Genomic DNA, 18,161 nt, shown 5'->3' on the forward strand with positions numbered 1-18,161 from the left:
CGGCGTGGGATGGGGTCGCGTCCTATCAGCTTGACGGCGGGGTAACGGCCCACCGTGGCTTCGACGGGTAGCCGGCCTGAGAGGGCGACCGGCCACATTGGGACTGAGATACGGCCCAGACTCCTACGGGAGGCAGCAGTGGGGAATATTGCACAATGGGCGCAAGCCTGATGCAGCGACGCCGCGTGAGGGATGGAGGCCTTCGGGTTGTAAACCTCTTTTATCGGGGAGCAAGCGAGAGTGAGTGTACCCGGTGAATAAGCGCCGGCTAACTACGTGCCAGCAGCCGCGGTAATACGTAGGGCGCAAGCGTTATCCGGAATTATTGGGCGTAAAGGGCTCGTAGGCGGTTCGTCGCGTCCGGTGTGAAAGTCCATCGCTTAACGGTGGATCCGCGCCGGGTACGGGCGGGCTTGAGTGCGGTAGGGGAGACTGGAATTCCCGGTGTAACGGTGGAATGTGTAGATATCGGGAAGAACACCAATGGCGAAGGCAGGTCTCTGGGCCGTTACTGACGCTGAGGAGCGAAAGCGTGGGGAGCGAACAGGATTAGATACCCTGGTAGTCCACGCCGTAAACGGTGGATGCTGGATGTGGGGCACGTTCCACGTGTTCCGTGTCGGAGCCAACGCGTTAAGCATCCCGCCTGGGGAGTACGGCCGCAAGGCTAAAACTCAAAGAAATTGACGGGGGCCCGCACAAGCGGCGGAGCATGCGGATTAATTCGATGCAACGCGAAGAACCTTACCTGGGCTTGACATGTTCCCGACAGCCGCAGAGATGTGGTCTCCCTTCGGGGCGGGTTCACAGGTGGTGCATGGTCGTCGTCAGCTCGTGTCGTGAGATGTTGGGTTAAGTCCCGCAACGAGCGCAACCCTCGCCCCGTGTTGCCAGCGGATTATGCCGGGAACTCACGGGGGACCGCCGGGGTTAACTCGGAGGAAGGTGGGGATGACGTCAGATCATCATGCCCCTTACGTCCAGGGCTTCACGCATGCTACAATGGCCGGTACAACGGGATGCGACNCCGCGAGGTGGAGCGGATCCCTGAAAACCGGTCTCAGTTCGGATCGCAGTCTGCAACTCGACTGCGTGAAGGCGGAGTCGCTAGTAATCGCGAATCAGCAACGTCGCGGTGAATGCGTTCCCGGGCCTTGTACACACCGCCCGTCAAGTCATGAAAGTGGGCAGCACCCGAAGCCGGTGGCCTAACCAGTTTTCTGGGGGGAGCCGTCTAAGGTGAGGCTCGTGATTGGGACTAAGTCGTAACAAGGTAGCCGTACCGGAAGGTGCGGCTGGATCACCTCCTTTCTACGGAGTAATTCAGGCTTCCGGTTGGAAGCCGGTGTGGGCCGGACGGCCGGGAGATTCCCGGTTGGTTTCCGGTTGCTGGTGTGGAAGAGATCATGGGCTTTCGGTTTGTCCGTCGTGGGATGGCCGTGGAGTGGTGCGGATGCGCTTTTGGGCTCCCGGATCGCCACCCCGAGACGTTGGTCTCGGTGCGGTCCGCTGCCCCATGGGCTGGCTTGCCCCGGTTGGTTCCGGTGGCGTGCCCGGCTGGTGGGTGCGTGGTGGTTTGAGAACTGGATAGTGGACGCGAGCAAGAAACAATGTTCATCGTTGTTTTTTGCTGTTGATTTCGTTCGGACTCCAAACTGTTGTTTGGTGTTCGTTCCGATCGTTTTGTGATCTGATTGTAGTGTCGATTGATTTGTCGTCTGGCAGTTGCTTTGTGCTTTGCGGGTGTGTCGCCCGCAAGGGCGTATGGTGGATGCCTTGGCAGGCAGGACCGATGAAGGACGTATGAGACCGCGATAGGCCTCGGGGAGCCGTCAACAGGGCGTTGATCCGAGGATTTCCGAATGGGGGAACCCACCGGCCTTGATGGGCCGGTACCACACTTCGTGTGTGGGGGGTACGCAGGGAAGTGAAACATCTCAGTACCTGCAGGAGAGGATACTCCGTGAGTAGTGGCGAGCGAAAGCGGATCAGGCCAAACCCGTGCCGTGTGATTACCCGTCGGGGGTTGCGGCATGGGTGTTGCGGGAGCGTTGCGCCGGCGCCGACGTGCCGGCCGGCGGTGATAAATCCATGTGCGAGGGGAACCGGGTTGGATACCGGGCCGTAGAGGGTGATGGCCCCGTACCCGAAGGCGCATGGACCGTCGATAATGTTTGTCCCAAGTAGCACGGGTCCCGTGGAACCCCGTGTGAATCAGCCCGGACCGTCGGGTAAGCCTAAGTATTCCTGTCTGACCGATAGCGTACTAGTACCGTGAGGGAAAGGTGAAAAGCACCCCGGGAGGGGAGTGAAAGAGTTCCTGAAACCGTGCGCCTACAAACCGTCGGAGCCTTACGGGGTGACGGCGTGCCTATCGAAAAATGAGTCTGCGAGTCAGTGGCGGGTGGCAAGCGTAAGCCGTGTGGTGTACGCGTAGCGAAAGCGAGTCTTAAAAGGCGTGTCGAGTCGCTCGTCCTGGACCCGAAGCGGGATGATCTAGCCCTGGGCAGGTTGAAGCGCGGGTAAGACCGCGTGGAGGACCGCACCCACCTGGGTTGAAAACCGGGGGGATGACCTGGGGCTAGGGGTGAAAGGCCAATCAAATTCCGTGATAGCTGGTTCTCTCCGAAATGCATTTGGGTGCAGCGTCGGGTGAGTACATCCGGGGGGTAGAGCTACTGGATGCTTGAGGGCCCGTACTGGGTACCGACAGCAACCAAACTCCGAATACCCGTGATGCGTATCCCGGCAGTGAGTCGGCGGGGGATAAGCTCCGTCGTCGAGAGGGAGACAGCCCAGACCGTCGTCTAAGGTCCCGGAGCGTGTGCTAAGTGGGAAAGGATGTGGAGTCGCATAGACAGCCAGGAGGTTGGCTCAGAAGCAGCCATCCTTGAAAGAGTGCGTAACAGCTCACTGGTCTAGTGGTTCCGCGCCGACAATGTAGCGGGGCTCAAGCACACCACCGAAGACGCGGCAGTAGTTTTCTACTGGGTAGGAGAGCGTCCCATGCGGGTCGAAGCGGCGGCGGAAGCCGGCCGTGGACTGCATGGGAGTGAGAATGCAGACATGAGTAGCGAGAGACGGGTGAAGATCCCGTCCGCCGGATGACCAAGGGTTCCAGGGCCACGTTCATCGTCCCTGGGTGAGTCGGGTCCTAAGGCGAGGCCGACAGGCGTAGTCGAATGGATGAACGGGTCGATATTCCCGTACCGGCAGGCGACCGATCAGACCGAGGCCGTGAGTACTAACCTTGCGTTCCTCCTGACCTTCCCTTCGGGGTGGTGATGGTGGTTCGTCTGGGACCGTAGCGGTAGTAGGTGAGCGCAGGAGTGACACGGAAGGGCAGCCGGCCCGGGAGGTGGTTTTCCCGGGCCAAGCACGCAGCCCGCCCCTTAGGCAAATCCGGGGGGCGTTGTGGGTGAGGTGCGACGGGACGCGCGTATGCGTGGATCCGGTGATCCCGGCCGTCGAGAAAAGCTTCGGCGTGAGGGCGTCTGGCGCCCGTACCCCAAACCGACACTGGTGGTCAGGTAGAGAATACCAAGGCGATCGAGCGAATCCTGGTCAAGGAACTCGGCAAATCACTCCCGTTCCTTCGGTTTAAGGGAGACCCCCGATGGTGAACCAACTTGCTTGGGGAGCTTTTGGGGGTGGCACAGACCAGGGGGTAGCGACTGTTTACCAAAAACACAGGTGCATGCGAAGGCGCAAGCCGCTGTATATGCACTGACGCCTGCCCGGTGCCGGAAGGTTAAGAGGATCCGTCACACCTCGGTGGAAGCGGTGAATTCAAGCCCCGGTAAACGGCGGTGGTAACTATAACCATCCTAAGGTAGCGAAATTCCTTGTCGGGTAAGTTCCGACCTGCACGAATGGCGTAACGACTTCCCCACTGTCTCGACCAGGAGCTCGGCGAAATTGCAGTACGAGTAAAGATGCTCGTTAAGCGCAGAAGGACGAAAAGACCCCGGGACCTTTACTATACCTTGGTATTGGCATTCGGTGTGGATTGTGTAGCATAGGCGGGAGACTGTGAGGCATGGGCGCCAGCCCGTGTGGAGTCGGAAGGTGAAATACCGCTCTGTTCGCATTGGATGTCTCACCACGAGCAGTGATCCTGCTCTGGGACAGTGCCTGGCGGGTAGTTTAACTGGGGCGGTTGCCTCCCAAAGAGTAACGGAGGCGCTCAAAGGTTCCCTCAGCCCGGTTGGCAATCGGGTGGCGAGTGTAAGTGCACAAGGGAGCTTGACTGCGAGACTGACGGGTCGAGCAGGGACGAAAGTCGGAACTAGTGATCCGGTGCCGGTGTACGGACGCGGCATCGCTCAACGGATAAAAGGTACCCCGGGGATAACAGGCTGATCATTCCCAAGAGTCCATATCGACGGGATGGTTTGGCACCTCGATGTCGGCTCGTCGCATCCTGGGGCTGGAGCAGGTCCCAAGGGTTCGGCTGTTCGCCGATTAAAGCGGCACGCGAGCTGGGTTCAGAACGTCGTGAGACAGTTTGGTCTCTATCCTCTGCGCTCGTTGGAATGTTGAGGAGGCCTGCCCATAGTACGAGAGGACCTGGGTGGACGAACCTCTGGTATGCCGGTTGTCGCGCCAGCGGCACGGCCGGTTGGCCACGTTCGGAAGGGATAACCGCTGAAAGCATCTAAGCGGGAAGCCTGCTCCAAGATAAGCATTCCATGGAATCCCCGGATTCCTGAACCCCCCATGAAGAACACGTGGTCGATAGGCCGGACGTGGAAGCCCCGCGAGGGGTGGAGCCGACCGGTACTAACGGGGGACGGCGACACTCAACACCAATTCCATTCGAAGATTGGTGACCGTATTGCGCGAAGACATACGCGGACGACAGAGAGACACTCGGTCGGACACCGCGGTCGGAACACGACGAAACACACATCAGCGTCCACCATCCGGTCCCCGAACCGCCACATAATGCCGGCGGACGATACGTCCGGCCGATAGAATTGAAGATTTGCGGCGGTCATGGCCCAGGGGAGACGCCCGGTCCCATTCCGAACCCGGAAGCTAAGGCCTGGCACGGCGATGGTACTGCACCCGACAGGGTGTGGGAGAGTAGCACACCGCCGCATTCACACTTACAGAGGCCCGGTAGAGCAACAGCTCCCGGGCCTCAACTCATATGTCAAAGCGTTCCCTACACTGAGAAACTGCTATGCACTACTTCACACCCAAACGCTGCGCTACATCAAACAAAATTATGTACCACGACAAGGTACAGGCTCAGCGTGCCGCAGACCAAAGTTTCATCGAACGCGGTGCAGAACTCTGGGTATATCGGTGTGAATACTGCAATTGCTGGCATCTGACACATCGCGATCCACAACTCAGCTACAAACACGTTCCTCTTAGCCAAGAACTGAAACCACACAGCCGTAAACGCGGATACAAGCCACGTCGTCGATAGACATCGATAGACACAAAATATTTCCGTGAGCTGTTCACATTACTTTAGTGCTTTCGAGATTGCGAATAACCCAATCATTGAAGCGTATGACTGGCTTGCGCAGCATTAGCCCAAGCAGCAGCGACGGAATCAAGAACAGCGCAAGCTTACTCATCGCAATCCAATATTCCCAGCCATATGAACCAGCCATGGCCGAATGCATAGCGTCTACACCATACGGGAACAGAAGCCAGCGAGATACCAACTGGAAGAACTTCGGCAACGTTTCAATGGGGAACGTGCCACCTGAACCGGCAACCTGCATCACCAGCAAAATCACGGCAATAGCTTTACCTATATCGCCAAACGACACGGTCAACGTATACACGATATTGGAAAACACCAGCGCAGCCAGCCACCCGACCATCAGGAACTGCAGCGGATGCTCGCACTGCACACCCAAGTAGAACATGTCCCCCAGGCATACCAGCGTACCCTGCAGCAAAGCGAGGAAGCAGAAGATCATGTATCGACCAAAGTACTCATGATGCAGATGCAGACCGAATTGCCGTGCGTTGCCGGGAGACTCCGCACGTGGCTTCTTCAACACATCCAGAGCGGCACCTGGCCCAGCTTCTCGCCCAGCAATCACCGCTTCACGAATACCGACTGCAGACCCTAACGGCAAATCATTACCAAGCCCAAGAATCTTGGCCTTCTCATGGTCGGAAATCGAAACTTTCAGCATGGCTACCAGAATGATGGCACCCACCCAAATGGACAGAATCGTATAGAACGGAGCCATTGCGGATCCGTAGTTGGCCATCGGATACAGTGGAATACGATTAACTGATACCGGCGCGGATAATACCGAAGCAATGGCGTCTGGGTCTGCGGAAATAACGCTGGATAGATCAGTATTGCCGTCTTTGGATAGTTCAGACAGCTTGCCGGTCAGGGTATCCAATTTCTTAGCGGAACGCTTGAGCGCGGCAGAAGCAGTGCCTAATGAGGCGCGAATATCCGTAATACTGCTGGAGATGCCTCCGGATAGTTTGGAAACGCTGCGCACTGTAGTGGATAGTCCGTCGATAACCGTGTTTGCCTGAGCGGCCACATCATCAATGGATGAAATCAGCGCATTGAGCTGCGGTTGCAGCGTGTGCTCATAAGTATCGGACGCTTGAGCAATGGATTGACGAGCTTGAGTAATCGCATTATCCAGCTTGGTTTTAGTATCCGTTACCGATGCCGTGCCATTGGTGATGTTCTTTGCTGCATTACCGAGTCCATCTGCTGCAGATTGCAATTGCTGCTGCGTGTGCCGAGCTTGATCTGCGGCTTTCGATAATGCGTTCTTCACTGCTGGCAGTGTGCTGGAATCAGCCAATGATTGCAATGCGTCTGCATAGTTGCCGAATGCATCAGACTGACTCTGCACTTGCGATTGCATGGTGGTCAAAGTTCCTGCCACTTGGGAGGATTGCGCATCGATATCCTGGAATGCTGAATCGATTTGCGTACTGATGGAACCATATGCTGCGTCCGCCTGCTTCAATGCAATGCTTACGCCGGTTGCCGCACCAGACAATGCGCCACTGAGACTGGTCGTTCCGGATTTCGCCTGTTTCATCGCTTTCTTTGCAGCTGCAGCAGCTGAACCGGTGGAGCCTAATAGTGCATCGGTCGACGTGATAATGCCGTCTGCAGCGCCCAGCAAACCGGAGTAGGCGTCAATTTGCGAGGCTGTGCTATTGAGCTGGGACGACATGGCAGTCAAATGGTCCGTGGCATTGCTGACATACTGCGCCATTTCCGGACTTTGCGCATATTTGGACACATTCGAGGCAAGATTCAACGCCACACTGGACAGTGTCTTCACGAATGATTGATCAATGGTGGTGGCAACAGTACTGGCGCCTTCGTCCGTGATATGCGGGGCGATAGGGTTGATTTTCTCGTTGAGATAGTATTCCAGCTGGGCATGCTTGATCTTCGGCGAGAACAGTGTCATCATATCGGCGCTGAAGCTCTTGGGAATCACCAGCGCGGCATAGTATTCGCCTGAATGCACGCCATCGATGGCCTTGCTACGGTCCACGAACTGCCAGTCGAGGTCATGGTTGGCCCTCAACGCATTAGTCACGGTTTCGCCAACGTTGATTGGCACTGGAATCAAATCGGACTTGTATCCCTTATCTGTGTTTGCCACGGCCACTTTCAGTGCTTTGGTGTTGCCGTACGGATTCCAGCTTGCCGCAATGTTGTACCAGGCATACAGTGCAGGAACAATCACCAGACCAACTGTGACTACAACCGCAATCACATTGCGGGTGGCTTGGCGTACGTCGCGGGCGAATAGTTTCCAGATGAGCTTCATCGTGCGTCTTTTCCCTCGCCGGTGCGATGTGCGGAGCTTTCGGAATGAATCGGGATGAGTTGTTGCGTGGTTTCCTCAATATCCGGATCTGAATCGGCTGTGTGCTCACTGTGCTTGCCGCGTTCGTGGAAACGACGCCATACATAACCGTTAAGCATCACATCGCGGAATTCATCCGCGCTCATGGCGCTCACTCCTAGTTGCATCGCGTAGCTTTCGCGCGTGTATTCCACCACAATCAGGTAGGCGTCAATAAGAATAATCGACAGAATCCATGCGGTAAGCATCGCGATTTTTGCCTGAGTGACGAACAATAGAATCAGGAACACAAACGGCAATACAGTAAGCAGCGCGAGGCCGGAAACAATCATCAGCGGATAGCGAGCGAAGAACTGATGTGCGCGGCGAGTAATCAGTGCGCGTAATTCCTTACTGCTGGATGCCGTACGGAATACGGAGTTGAGGCTCACGTGTTCGTTGACCATACTGTTGTGCTCGGTGATCATCAGATCCGTATCGCCCAAACGCCGGTCGAACAACGCGTTGAGATTAATGGCATAGCGGCGTACTGCGAGACCGATGAACAACGCTACTGGCACATACCACGACAGGTGCATCATATCCAGCCAGTAATGGTTTGCGTAGGTGCCGGCAATCGGCCCGCGCATGGCATTAATGCCATAGGTGAACGGCAGCCAGGGATGCAGGTCGCGGAAGAATTCCGGCATCATTTCGATGGGATAGAGGCCGGAGGCGCCAGGAATCTGCACAATAACCAGAATCACGGCGACTGCTTTGCCGATATGGCGGAAGGCCACTGCCAAGGCATAGATGATATTGATATATACGAATGAGCAGAACACTCCGGCGAGAATAAACAGCAGCGGATGCTCACATTGGATGCCTAATACCAGATCGCCGATAGTGGCGATAATAGCTTGTAGGAAACCGACGGTGAGCAGCAGCAGCCAGCGACCCAAATATGCTTGTGTAGTACTCAGATGGTTGACCTGTTCGCGGTCGACTTCCAGCTTATAGATGGCGATAAGCACAAATCCGCCCACCCACAGTGCCAGATTGGTGTAGAACGGGGTTACTGCGGAACCATAATTGTCGGTGGGATACACCACCTTGGTTACCAAGTTCACGGGCTGCCCCATGAACTTGCCGAATTCCTTATCATCGAGATGCAGTGTGTCCGTAATCTTGCGGTAGACGGCGGAACTATCCAGCGCACCAATATCGGTACGTACTGTGCGCACATCATCGGCAAGCTGTGCTATCGATTGCTGAGTGCCATCAATAGTGGTTTTGGTTTGGTCGATGGTGCTGGAGAGCTGATCGAACAAACCATCCGCCTGATTCAACGTGCCGTTCAGCGATACCAAGGTGCCATCGAGAGTGCCATTCAATGCGGCGAAACTATTGAGTGAGGCATTCAGCCCCGGCATCACTGTGCCGGTAAGCGATTGCCGCGCCTGACTTAGCGCGGCAAGACCGCCTGTGGCAGCGGTACCCATGGTTCCAGACAGTTTGCCTGCAGCGTCCTTACCGGAACCGATGAATTGCGAAGCATTGGTATGAAAGTCATTGATCTGCGATTGCTGGCGGCTGATAACACCATCCAACGTAGTGATTTGCTTCCAAATACGCTGCCCAAGAGGATTGGTAGTGTGCTCATCAAGGCCTGCCTGACGCAATGCCTCCTTGACGGTATCGAGCGTGGTCTGTGTACGGTCAAGCGGCGCATTCAGCGCATTGGTAATGGAATCCACAGAATTCTGTGCGTCATTGAATGATCCGATAACGGTTCCGGCTGCAGTATTCACATTGACTGCAAAACCGGACAGCGTGGCTGAATTGGAATCCAACGCGCCAACGAGCGTGGTGGAGAAGGCTTGGGAGCCATTCTGTGCATCGGCGAGCAACGAACCTGACTGCTGCGAGGCCTTACGCGCGCTCGCCGTTGCACGTTTCAGCGCTGCTGTGGTGTGTTTGGCGTTAGTGATGGTGCTGTCCGCTTGATTTAGGGTGGAATCAAGATCGGTGAGGGCAGCGTTGACGCTGTCGATGGTGCTCAGCACAGTGTTCAGGTCGGTGATAGCGTCTTGCTGCGTATTGTTGGTGGTTTTGGCAAGATCGCCGCCTGCTTTGGAGATGGCTGCCGCCACGGTATTGCCTACGGTGGTTACGAACGTGGAGTTGATTTGCTCATCGATCGTGGTGGCACCGGTATCGGTGATTTTTGGCGCAATCGCGTTTTTCTTTTCGTTGACGTAATACCGCAGCTGAGGATGTTGCGACGTGCCGGTGACGGAATCCACTAGGCTTTCGCTGAAGTTTTTAGGCAGGACGATGGCCGCATAATATTGGCCGGTTTCCACACCTTGAATGGCATCGTCTTCGCTGTCGACGAATTGCCAGCCCAGCTGATGGTTCTTGCGCAGCTGTGCCACTACCTGTTTGCCAGCATTCAATGTGCCAACCAGTTCGCTGGATGTGCCGCGATCCTCGTTGGCTACTGCGACTTGAAGATTACCTGTGGCCGAGTAAGGGTCCCAATTGGCAAGAATGTTGAACCATGCGTAGAGCGAGGGGATAATAGCTACGCCTAACGTAACCACTACAGCTACAGGATTGCGCACAATGCGCAATATGTCGCGTTGGTATATATGCCAAATCGTCCCCATGTGGCCTCACGCTCCACAGCCGGTCGCTTTGGCACCGCTGGCCGGCCCGTTCTTTTTTCCGAATAAGCCATAAGCAGTCTATTCCGCCCGCTGATGAAGAGGTGGAATAGACTGCGGAAATAGCCAGAACGTGATTAGGGTGTGTTCATAATATGGTCCCACTGTGTGAGACTATACATTGTCTAGTTGGTCTACTTATCCAGTTCGAATCCTTGCGCTGCAGCCTTAGGCAGTAGAGTCTGGCGGCTGACATCTTGACCGCTGACGGTAGCGATCTGATCACTGAATGCATCGACCGGGCGGTCCGTGTTGCGCAAGTCGTAGTACTGGTGGACTTCGGCGTCGAAGGCGTCCAGCGAGGCCAGTACATCACTGGTGTCTTCTGCCGAGGCCGCATCAGCCGGGTAGGCGTTGTCGAAGAACTGCATAGCGCGTGGCATACGCGGCTTTAAAGCAGGTTCCTGATCAGGCTTACCGATAGCCAAACCCAGCACTGGGTAGGTGTACTTCGGCAGATGTAGTGCATCAATCACACCGGGAATATCGTTCAAAATCGAACCAAGAATCACGCAGCCGAGACCCAGTGAATATGCTGCGGTTTCCATGGCATGCAAGGCAAGCACGGCATCATTCTGGGCCTGAGTGAAGCGATAGCTGTACTTCAGACGGAATTCATCGGAATCCGGATTGATGCCCTTACGTTCGGCAATGCGCGCGTTGCGATGCTCATCAATAATGAACACATACAGCAGCGGCGCAGTGGCGATGTATGGCTGATGGCCGAATTCAGCCATTTTGGCCTTGAGCGCGGGATCGATGACGCGAATGGCGGACCAATCATTCAGGAATTGGCTGGAAGCAGCATGCTGGGCGACAGTTTCAAGAGTAGCGACGGTATCGGCATCGATAGCCTCGTCCTTGAACTTGCGAATGGAGCGACGATTCAGCAACGTTTCAATAGTGGAGTTAGTAACCATACCTGTATTCTCGCATGCGCGATTGCGCTGTATGGCACTGATGCTCTGAGAGCGGAATCGAAACGCTGCTGGAAGCGTCTGTGAGTACCGTATCGTTACTTTGCCTTGCGATGCATACGATTGACGAATGCCTGAGAACCGCGGTCGGAAAGCTGCGAAACTACCGCGCCGAATGCTGCAGAAATCGCGGCAAAAGCCAAGCTAGTCAAGAAGCTCTGCGGTGCATCGGCAGCAAGTCCCTTACGAATATTGCGACGTGCGATGCCTTTATCCCATACTGTTTGCAGTGCTTTACCGGCAACGAGCCCGACTACAGTGGGCACTGCCGATTTGATGAGCTTATCTCCCAGCGAATCAGGATCGTTCAGCCGGTGTTCGCGTGCAGCATTGACGGCGTCGTCAACGCGATGCAGGCTTTGGACCACTTGATCAGCCTCAGTGGAGAATGCGGAGTTCGGTTCATCACTCATAATCACCAGTCTAAAACACTGTGGAATCATACTGAATCATAAAAGGCGTGTGGCGTGGGTAGAGTCTCGAGCCTGAGCAGACTACAGTGGAGGCATGAGCGAACAGAATGTGAATGGCACCGTCGCCGTTGAATCATCTCGTGGTGGGGCAGGTTTTCTGGTATTGCTGCGCCACGGGCAGACCGTGTGGAGCGAATCCGGGCAGCATACCGGTCGTACCGATATTCCGTTGACCGAGGTTGGCCGTCAGCAGGCGGTTGCTGCGGGCGAGCGATTGCGCGAGGCATTTCCGGAAGGATTTGCGCCGGACTGCGTATTCTCCAGTCCGCTGAAGCGTGCGCATCAGACTGCAATATTGGCTGGATTTGAAAACTGTGGCATCCTCGATGGCATTGCCGAATGGGATTACGGGCGTGCTGAAGGCCGCACGCGCCAGCAGGTGAGTGAAGCCAGCGGATTCTCCTGGGATATCTGGCGTGACGGTCCGCGCTCACTGAACCCTGATTTGGAAGGCGATTGGGTGGAGACCTTGCCGTCTGGCGAGCAGGTGCATGTGCACAACGGTGAGGGCGAAACCTTGGAAGATGCTGCGGCTCGTGCCAAAGGTGCCATTGACGAAGTGATGCCGTTGCTGGAAAGCGGACACAACGTACTGCTGGTGGCACATGCGCATATCCTGCGTATCCTGACCTCGCAATGGCTGGGTGTGGACCCGCATTTCGCGCGGTTACTGCGATTGGATACGGCACATTACTCTGTACTGAGCGTGTACAAGGGCGACCATGTGATTGAGCGGTGGAATGCCTGATTGGTGTGCGGTGCGGTGTGTTTTGCGGCTGTGCGGCTGCGAGCTTGTGCGTTGCTGTGATGTTGTGATGTGATGTGTGAAAAGCCCGTCTTGTATAGGCGGGCTTTTTTCTATGATGGTCGTTTGGGAGTGCTGTTGCTGACATATTGAACATATTGAGACATAGGCATATTGCGTTTTGCAAACGATAGCGGTAGGTGCCGGCGCGGAGTGAGAACGTAGTCATTTTTAATCCTTTTGTCTATGTTTGCGCTCTCATAGATTGCGAACGCTTGCATTATTGTGATGCAGGGTGAACCCTTGAAAAATAATGTTTTCTTGATAATTAGGTGCGTACTATTGGCGCTGTGTGCGATTTAGGCGCGCCGAATAATGCCATCGTTTGCAAAACAATGCGAACCGTTGCACAATAGTGCATGTCGATAGTTGTGAAGGTGCTGCTAACGGCATTGCTTTCAATCGGAATCCGATTGGAAGTCACAATGAAAGAGAAAGGTTCGAAGATGAATCGCACTATCAAGTCTGCGGTTGCAGTAGCGGCTATTGCTGCAATGTCTCTGGGTACTTTGGCCGCTTGCGGAAGCTCTACTTCCGGAGACGACGCCAAGGGCAAGGTCTACTACCTGAACTTCAAGCCGGAAGCCGCTGATCAGTGGACGGCTCTGGCCAAGGAATACACCAAGGAAAAGGGCGTTGAGGTCAAGGTTCAGACCGCTGCATCCGGCACGTACGAGCAGACCCTGAAGTCCGAAATTGCCAAGACCGAAGCCCCGACCCTGTTCCAGGTCAATGGCCCGGTTGGCTACCAGAACTGGAAGCGTTACACTGCAGATCTCTCGAACACCGACATTTACAAGGAGCTCACCAACCAGGATGTAGCTCTGAAGGATGGCGACAAGGTTGTCGGCGTGCCGTATGTGATGGAAACCTACGGCATCATCTACAACAAGGACATCCTCAACAAGTACTTCGCTCTGGATGGTGCCAAGGCCAAGTCCATCGACGAAATCGACAACTTTGATACGCTGAAGGCCGTGGCCGACGACATGCAGGCTCGTAAGGATGAGCTCGGCATCCAGGGCGCTTTCACCTCCGCAGGCTTCGATTCCAGCTCTGACTGGCGCTTCAAGACCCACTTGGCGAACCTGCCGCTCTACTACGAGTTCAAGGCTGACAACGTCACCGAGCAACCGGCTACCATCAAGGGCACCTACCTGCCGAACTACAAGAAGATCTTCGACCTGTACATCACTGACTCCACCACCGATCGCACGCAGCTGAGCGCCAAGACCGGTGACGATGCCAACTCCGAGTTTGCACTCGGTGAGGCCGCCTTCTACCAGAACGGTACTTGGGCTTGGACCGACCTGCAGAAGGCCGGCATGTCCGCTGACTCTGTGGGCATGATGCCGATCTACATTGGCGTCAAGGGCGAAGAGAAGCAAGGCCTGGCCACTGGTTCTGAGAACTACTGGTGCATCAACGACAAGGCTTCCGATGCCGACAAGAAGGCCACCGAGGACTTCCTGGCTTGGGTCATCACCTCTGATACCGGCAAGAAGGCTCTCTCTCAGGACATGGGCTTCACCACTCCGTTCAAGACCTTCGACGACGTCAAGTTCGATAACCCGCTGACCGAGGCCGCTGTTGCGGATCAGAAGTCCGGCAAGACCCAGGTCTCCTGGAACTTCACCATGATGCCGTCTGAAGAGTGGAAGAACAAGGTCGGCCAGGCTCTGCTCGAGTACGCTCAGGGCACCGGCAACTGGGATGCTGTGAAGACCGCCTTCGTTGATGGCTGGGCTTCTGAGTACGCCGCTTCCCACTGAGAGCTGAATTGATTCCTCGGGTCGCTGATCCGTGAATCAATGACCGCTAATAACTGAAAAACTGAAAAGACGCGGCACTTTGCGCTTCCCCTCCTTTACGCAGGGTGCCGCGCTGTTCTCTTACTCCACTTCATGTGTCTCCTTCTCCTTAAACGTTGAGGCCCGCCGCTTCCGATATGTTCGAAGCGACGGGCCTCAACGTGTTGTGAGGAGGAGACTGTAGTTGTGAGGAGGGAGACTGTAGGATTTCCAACATTGACTGTCGGTTTTCCGTCTCTGACTGTAGGGTTTTGGACACTGACTGTAGGGTTTCCGACGTATTTTGTCCGAATTCCTACAGTCAGTGTTCGATTTCCTACAGTCTGTGTCAGAAACCCGACAGTCAGTGTTGAAAAACCGTCAGTTATGGAGACGGGAGTTCTTATCTGCGTGCTGTGTGCGCCTATCGCATTACTTAATGCGAGCGGTGGAGGACCGCACCATCAGTTGCGCGGGAACCGTAACGAATGGCTCAGCCAGCGGCTTCTCTTCAATCAGATCAAGCGTCATGCGGGCAGCGATATGCGCCATCTCCACCGGATCCTGGCGAATAGTGGTCAGTCCGATATCGTCGGTGTAGAAGCTGTCGTCATAACCAATAAGAGACACGTCACCAGGCACAGAGAAGCCGTTGCGCTCGAGTTGGAACAGCAGTGGGAGCGCGATGCCATCCTCCTGGCATGCGATAGCGGTCGGCATCTCTTCCAAACTCATGAGCTGCGTAGCCACATCGCTAATCTGATAATGGCCGTCCGAATCGACTTTGCAGACAATCACCTGCGGTTCAACGCCTGCAGCACGGCAAGTATTCATAAACACATCAAATCGACCGCGCACAGAGAAGCTCAACGAAATCGCGCGATCCGTGCTGATGTATGCGATATTGCGATGTCCAAGATTCATCAAATGTCGTGCGGCAAGCGTTGAACCTTGACGGTCGTCGATATTTACCGCTGCGGCAAAGCCATGCTGCTCTGAATCTGCAGTATTGATGCCCACAATCGGCACATCCGCAGAAGCCAGTTGCGCAATTTCATTGCTATCGATGTCGAAAGACACCACAATCACGGCGTCGGCATTGCGGCGTACCGGCAGCATCTCAAAGAATTCCTTGCGCTCTTCGATGCTGGAAATCTGGAAAATGGAAATGTCGTATCCGCCGGCGTGAAGCACTTCGTTCAGTCCTTCGATCACCGAGGCGGTAAACCAGAGTCGAATATGGCCGCTCATCAACACCGCAATGCGCAGCGAACGGCCTGATTTCAAGGCTGCTGCCGAGCGGGAGAGGGAAAAGTTCGATTCATCCGCAATGGCCAGTACGCGCTCGCGGGTTTTAGCGGAGACTAGGTCCGGTCTGGTGAACGAGCGGGAGACGGTGGAGATGGACACTCCGGCTTTCTGCGCGACGTCTTGGATGCTCGTAGACATTCATGCCCCTTTGCGTGATGAAGCAAGTTTGGAAATCAGCTCTTTAAGTGTACATGTGATTTCTGTGTATTGCGAAGATGACAACGATTGTATTGCAAACGTTTGTAATACAAGGTGAAGAGAGTAGAAAACGGCTTAAATTGGCCATTTTATAGACTGAAAAGATGTGCTCTATAGATGATTGCTATTGTTTGGAAACGCTATAAATGACAACGTTTGACATATTGATGTGCAGCATTTACGATGGGCATAGGCTTGAACGAGAACGAGGCTGAAGATTCAGTTCCCGTTCGGCGGGCTGATACTGAGATAGTTCCGCTTCGACGCACGATGTAGTGCAGCGGACTCAAGGAGGAGGAAGTCATGATCAGCATGGCTGGTAAGGCAATACGCAGGTGGTGGGCGCTGTTTGCACTACCTACATTTGCCGCATTCATTATCGGGTTCTTGGTGCCGTTCATCATGGGCGTGTACCTGAGCTTCTGCGAGTTCACCACTGTTACCGATGGCGAATTTGTTGGCTTGAAGAATTACTCCAAGGCGCTGAAGGATCCGGAATTCCTGCACGCGCTTGGTTTCTCTACGGCATTCACCATCGTCACCACCATTGTGATTAACGTGGTGGCATTCGCGATTGCCTACATGCTGACCAAAGCCATCAAGGGATCCACCGTTTTCCGTTCGGTGTTCTTCATGCCGAACCTTATCGGCGGCATCATCCTGGGCTATATCTGGCTGCTGCTCCTGAACGGCGTGCTGGCTCATTGGGGTCGCGCCCTGACCTACAAGGCAACCTACGGTTTCTGGGGCTTGGTCATTCTGGTGTGCTGGCAGCAAATCGGCTACATGATGATCATCTACATCGCCGGCCTGCAGGCACTACCCACCGACGTGTTGGAAGCTGCTGCAGTGGATGGTGCGAACGGCACGCAAACCATGTTCCGTATCATCATCCCGCTAATGATGCCATCCATCACCGTGTGCTCCTTCCTGACTGTGACCAACGGTTTCAAGCTCTACGATCAGAACCTTGCATTGACCAATGGCGCTCCGAGCAACATGTCTGAAGGCTTGGCTCTGAACATCACCCGCACCTTCTACGGCCGCATGGGTTGGGAAGGCGTCGGCCAGGCGAAGGCCGTGCTGTTCTTCATCCTGGTGGCGATCATTGCACTTATTCAGAACAAGCTCACTACGAGCAAGGAGGTGGCAGCCTGATGAACGAGGACAAGCCTGTGAAGCATGGTCCGGTGTGGACCGCCCTGTTTACCGTCGTTTCCCTCTTCTGGATTTTCCCGATTGTTCTGGTGTTGATCAACTCCTTCAAGCAGAAGGCGTACATCTCCAAGAACGCGTTCTCCCTGCCGACCGGCAAGGCGTTCGTGGGATTCGAGAACTACACTCGTGGCGTTGAAACCACACAGTTCTTCGCATCCTTCGGCTGGACGCTGTTGATCACCGTAGGCTCCGTGGTGCTGATTCTGGTGTGCACTTCAATGTGCGCATGGTGGATTGTCCGCGTGAACAACTGGGCCGCGAAACTCCTCTACACCCTGTTCCTGTTCAACATGATTGTGCCGTTCCAGATGGTGATGTTCACCCTCTCCAAGATCGCCGATATGTTGAAGCTCAACACCCCGTGGGGCCTGTGCATTGTGTACCTTGGCTTCGGTGCCGGTCTGGCTGTGTTCATCTTCACCGGTGTGATTAAGGGTATTCCGCAGGAGCTTGAAGAGTCCGCCATGATTGATGGTGCTTCTGTGCCGCGCATCTTCTTCCAGATTGTGGTGCCGATTATGAAGCCGTCGATTGTTTCGGTGGCCATTCTCGAAGCCATGTGGATCTGGAACGACTACCTGCTGCCATACCTGACGCTCGACCTTGGCAAGTACAAGACCATTTCGGTCGCCGTACAGTACTTGAAGGGCGGCTACGGTTCCGTGGATATGGGTGCCATGATGGCCTGCCTGGTCCTGGCTATCATCCCCATCATCATCTTCTACCTAGTCTGCCAGAAGTATATTGTGAGTGGTGTTATGGCTGGAGCCGTAAAGGGTTAACGGCTGGCATCATCCAAGGTTAAGCCCATGTCCCTAGCCTCACGAAACGTACACTGACGTC

General features: G+C 55.1%; 10 protein-coding genes and 3 rRNA genes (1 of these 13 only partly in view). 8 read left to right on the plus strand and 5 right to left on the minus strand.

Annotation, left to right across the window (positions count from 1 at the left end; translation table 11 throughout):
- From AC1AY0_RS07650 to AC1AY0_RS07665, 4 genes are all read left to right on the plus strand, one after another.
- Nucleotides 1-1,311, plus strand: a 16S ribosomal RNA gene (locus AC1AY0_RS07650); it begins 219 nt to the left of the window's first position.
- 433 nt (nt 1,312-1,744) lie between these two features.
- Nucleotides 1,745-4,805 (plus strand): 23S ribosomal RNA (locus AC1AY0_RS07655).
- Nucleotides 4,806-4,988: 183 nt separating this feature from the next.
- A 5S ribosomal RNA gene (gene rrf, locus AC1AY0_RS07660) occupies nt 4,989-5,105 on the plus strand.
- The 16S, 23S and 5S rRNA genes sit together here, the layout of an rRNA operon.
- 83 nt (nt 5,106-5,188) lie before the next feature.
- A complete protein-coding gene (locus AC1AY0_RS07665; protein ID WP_476526141.1) occupies nt 5,189-5,440 on the plus strand; it encodes a hypothetical protein in 252 nt (83 codons plus the stop codon).
- A gap of 34 nt (nt 5,441-5,474) precedes the next feature.
- Here the strand turns inward: AC1AY0_RS07665 and AC1AY0_RS07670 are convergent, their stop codons facing one another.
- The 4 genes from AC1AY0_RS07670 to AC1AY0_RS07685 form a co-directional block, all read right to left on the minus strand.
- Entirely contained in the window at nt 5,475-7,799 is a 2,325-nt protein-coding gene (locus AC1AY0_RS07670; protein WP_476526143.1) for a YhgE/Pip family protein, read from the minus strand.
- Nucleotides 7,796-10,489, minus strand: a complete 2,694-nt coding sequence (locus tag AC1AY0_RS07675) for a YhgE/Pip family protein (RefSeq protein ID WP_476526144.1) — start codon at nt 10,487-10,489, stop codon at nt 7,796-7,798. The genes AC1AY0_RS07670 and AC1AY0_RS07675 overlap by 4 nt, the downstream gene beginning before the upstream one ends.
- A 191-nt stretch (nt 10,490-10,680) precedes the next feature.
- Nucleotides 10,681-11,466, minus strand: coding sequence for a nitroreductase family protein (locus AC1AY0_RS07680; protein WP_476526145.1), 786 nt, complete (start codon nt 11,464-11,466; stop codon nt 10,681-10,683).
- Between the two features lie 95 nt (nt 11,467-11,561).
- Complete coding sequence (locus AC1AY0_RS07685) at nt 11,562-11,936, minus strand: DUF4235 domain-containing protein (protein WP_476526147.1); 375 nt, start codon at nt 11,934-11,936, stop codon at nt 11,562-11,564.
- A 94-nt stretch (nt 11,937-12,030) separates the two neighbouring features.
- On the opposite strand from AC1AY0_RS07685, the gene AC1AY0_RS07690 reads away from it, so the two are divergent.
- Both AC1AY0_RS07690 and AC1AY0_RS07695 read left to right on the plus strand, forming a co-directional pair.
- Complete coding sequence (locus AC1AY0_RS07690; protein ID WP_476524879.1) at nt 12,031-12,744, plus strand: histidine phosphatase family protein; 714 nt, start codon at nt 12,031-12,033, stop codon at nt 12,742-12,744.
- Nucleotides 12,745-13,226: 482 nt separating this feature from the next.
- On the plus strand, nt 13,227-14,573 hold the full coding sequence (locus AC1AY0_RS07695) for an ABC transporter substrate-binding protein (RefSeq protein ID WP_476524878.1): 1,347 nt from the start codon (nt 13,227-13,229) through the stop codon (nt 14,571-14,573).
- A gap of 450 nt (nt 14,574-15,023) precedes the next feature.
- On the opposite strand, the gene AC1AY0_RS07700 is transcribed toward AC1AY0_RS07695, so the two are convergent.
- Nucleotides 15,024-16,040, minus strand: coding sequence for a LacI family DNA-binding transcriptional regulator (locus tag AC1AY0_RS07700; RefSeq protein WP_476526149.1), 1,017 nt, complete (start codon nt 16,038-16,040; stop codon nt 15,024-15,026).
- A gap of 363 nt (nt 16,041-16,403) precedes the next feature.
- Here AC1AY0_RS07700 and AC1AY0_RS07705 point away from each other — a divergent pair, with 363 nt between their 5' ends.
- Both AC1AY0_RS07705 and AC1AY0_RS07710 read left to right on the plus strand, forming a co-directional pair.
- Nucleotides 16,404-17,258 (plus strand): carbohydrate ABC transporter permease, encoded by an 855-nt coding sequence (locus tag AC1AY0_RS07705; RefSeq protein WP_476526150.1) that lies wholly within the window; start codon nt 16,404-16,406, stop codon nt 17,256-17,258.
- Nucleotides 17,258-18,100 (plus strand): carbohydrate ABC transporter permease, encoded by an 843-nt coding sequence (locus AC1AY0_RS07710; protein ID WP_476524875.1) that lies wholly within the window; start codon nt 17,258-17,260, stop codon nt 18,098-18,100. The genes AC1AY0_RS07705 and AC1AY0_RS07710 overlap by 1 nt, the downstream gene beginning before the upstream one ends.
- The last annotated feature ends 61 nt before the right edge of the window (nt 18,101-18,161 follow it).

Source organism: Bifidobacterium sp. LH_416 (genome assembly GCF_056357055.1).

Excerpts from the sequence above, each read along its gene's own strand:
- AC1AY0_RS07665 (WP_476526141.1), top strand. The coding sequence starts at position 5,189 with ATGCACTACTTCACACCCAAACGCTGCGCTACATCAAACAAAATTATG.
- AC1AY0_RS07670 (WP_476526143.1), bottom strand. The coding sequence starts at position 7,799 with ATGAAGCTCATCTGGAAACTATTCGCCCGCGACGTACGCCAAGCCACC.
- AC1AY0_RS07675 (WP_476526144.1), bottom strand. The coding sequence starts at position 10,489 with ATGGGGACGATTTGGCATATATACCAACGCGACATATTGCGCATTGTG.
- AC1AY0_RS07680 (WP_476526145.1), bottom strand. The coding sequence starts at position 11,466 with ATGGTTACTAACTCCACTATTGAAACGTTGCTGAATCGTCGCTCCATT.
- AC1AY0_RS07685 (WP_476526147.1), bottom strand. The coding sequence starts at position 11,936 with ATGAGTGATGAACCGAACTCCGCATTCTCCACTGAGGCTGATCAAGTG.
- AC1AY0_RS07690 (WP_476524879.1), top strand. The coding sequence starts at position 12,031 with ATGAGCGAACAGAATGTGAATGGCACCGTCGCCGTTGAATCATCTCGT.
- AC1AY0_RS07695 (WP_476524878.1), top strand. The coding sequence starts at position 13,227 with ATGAAAGAGAAAGGTTCGAAGATGAATCGCACTATCAAGTCTGCGGTT.
- AC1AY0_RS07700 (WP_476526149.1), bottom strand. The coding sequence starts at position 16,040 with ATGTCTACGAGCATCCAAGACGTCGCGCAGAAAGCCGGAGTGTCCATC.
- AC1AY0_RS07705 (WP_476526150.1), top strand. The coding sequence starts at position 16,404 with ATGATCAGCATGGCTGGTAAGGCAATACGCAGGTGGTGGGCGCTGTTT.
- AC1AY0_RS07710 (WP_476524875.1), top strand. The coding sequence starts at position 17,258 with ATGAACGAGGACAAGCCTGTGAAGCATGGTCCGGTGTGGACCGCCCTG.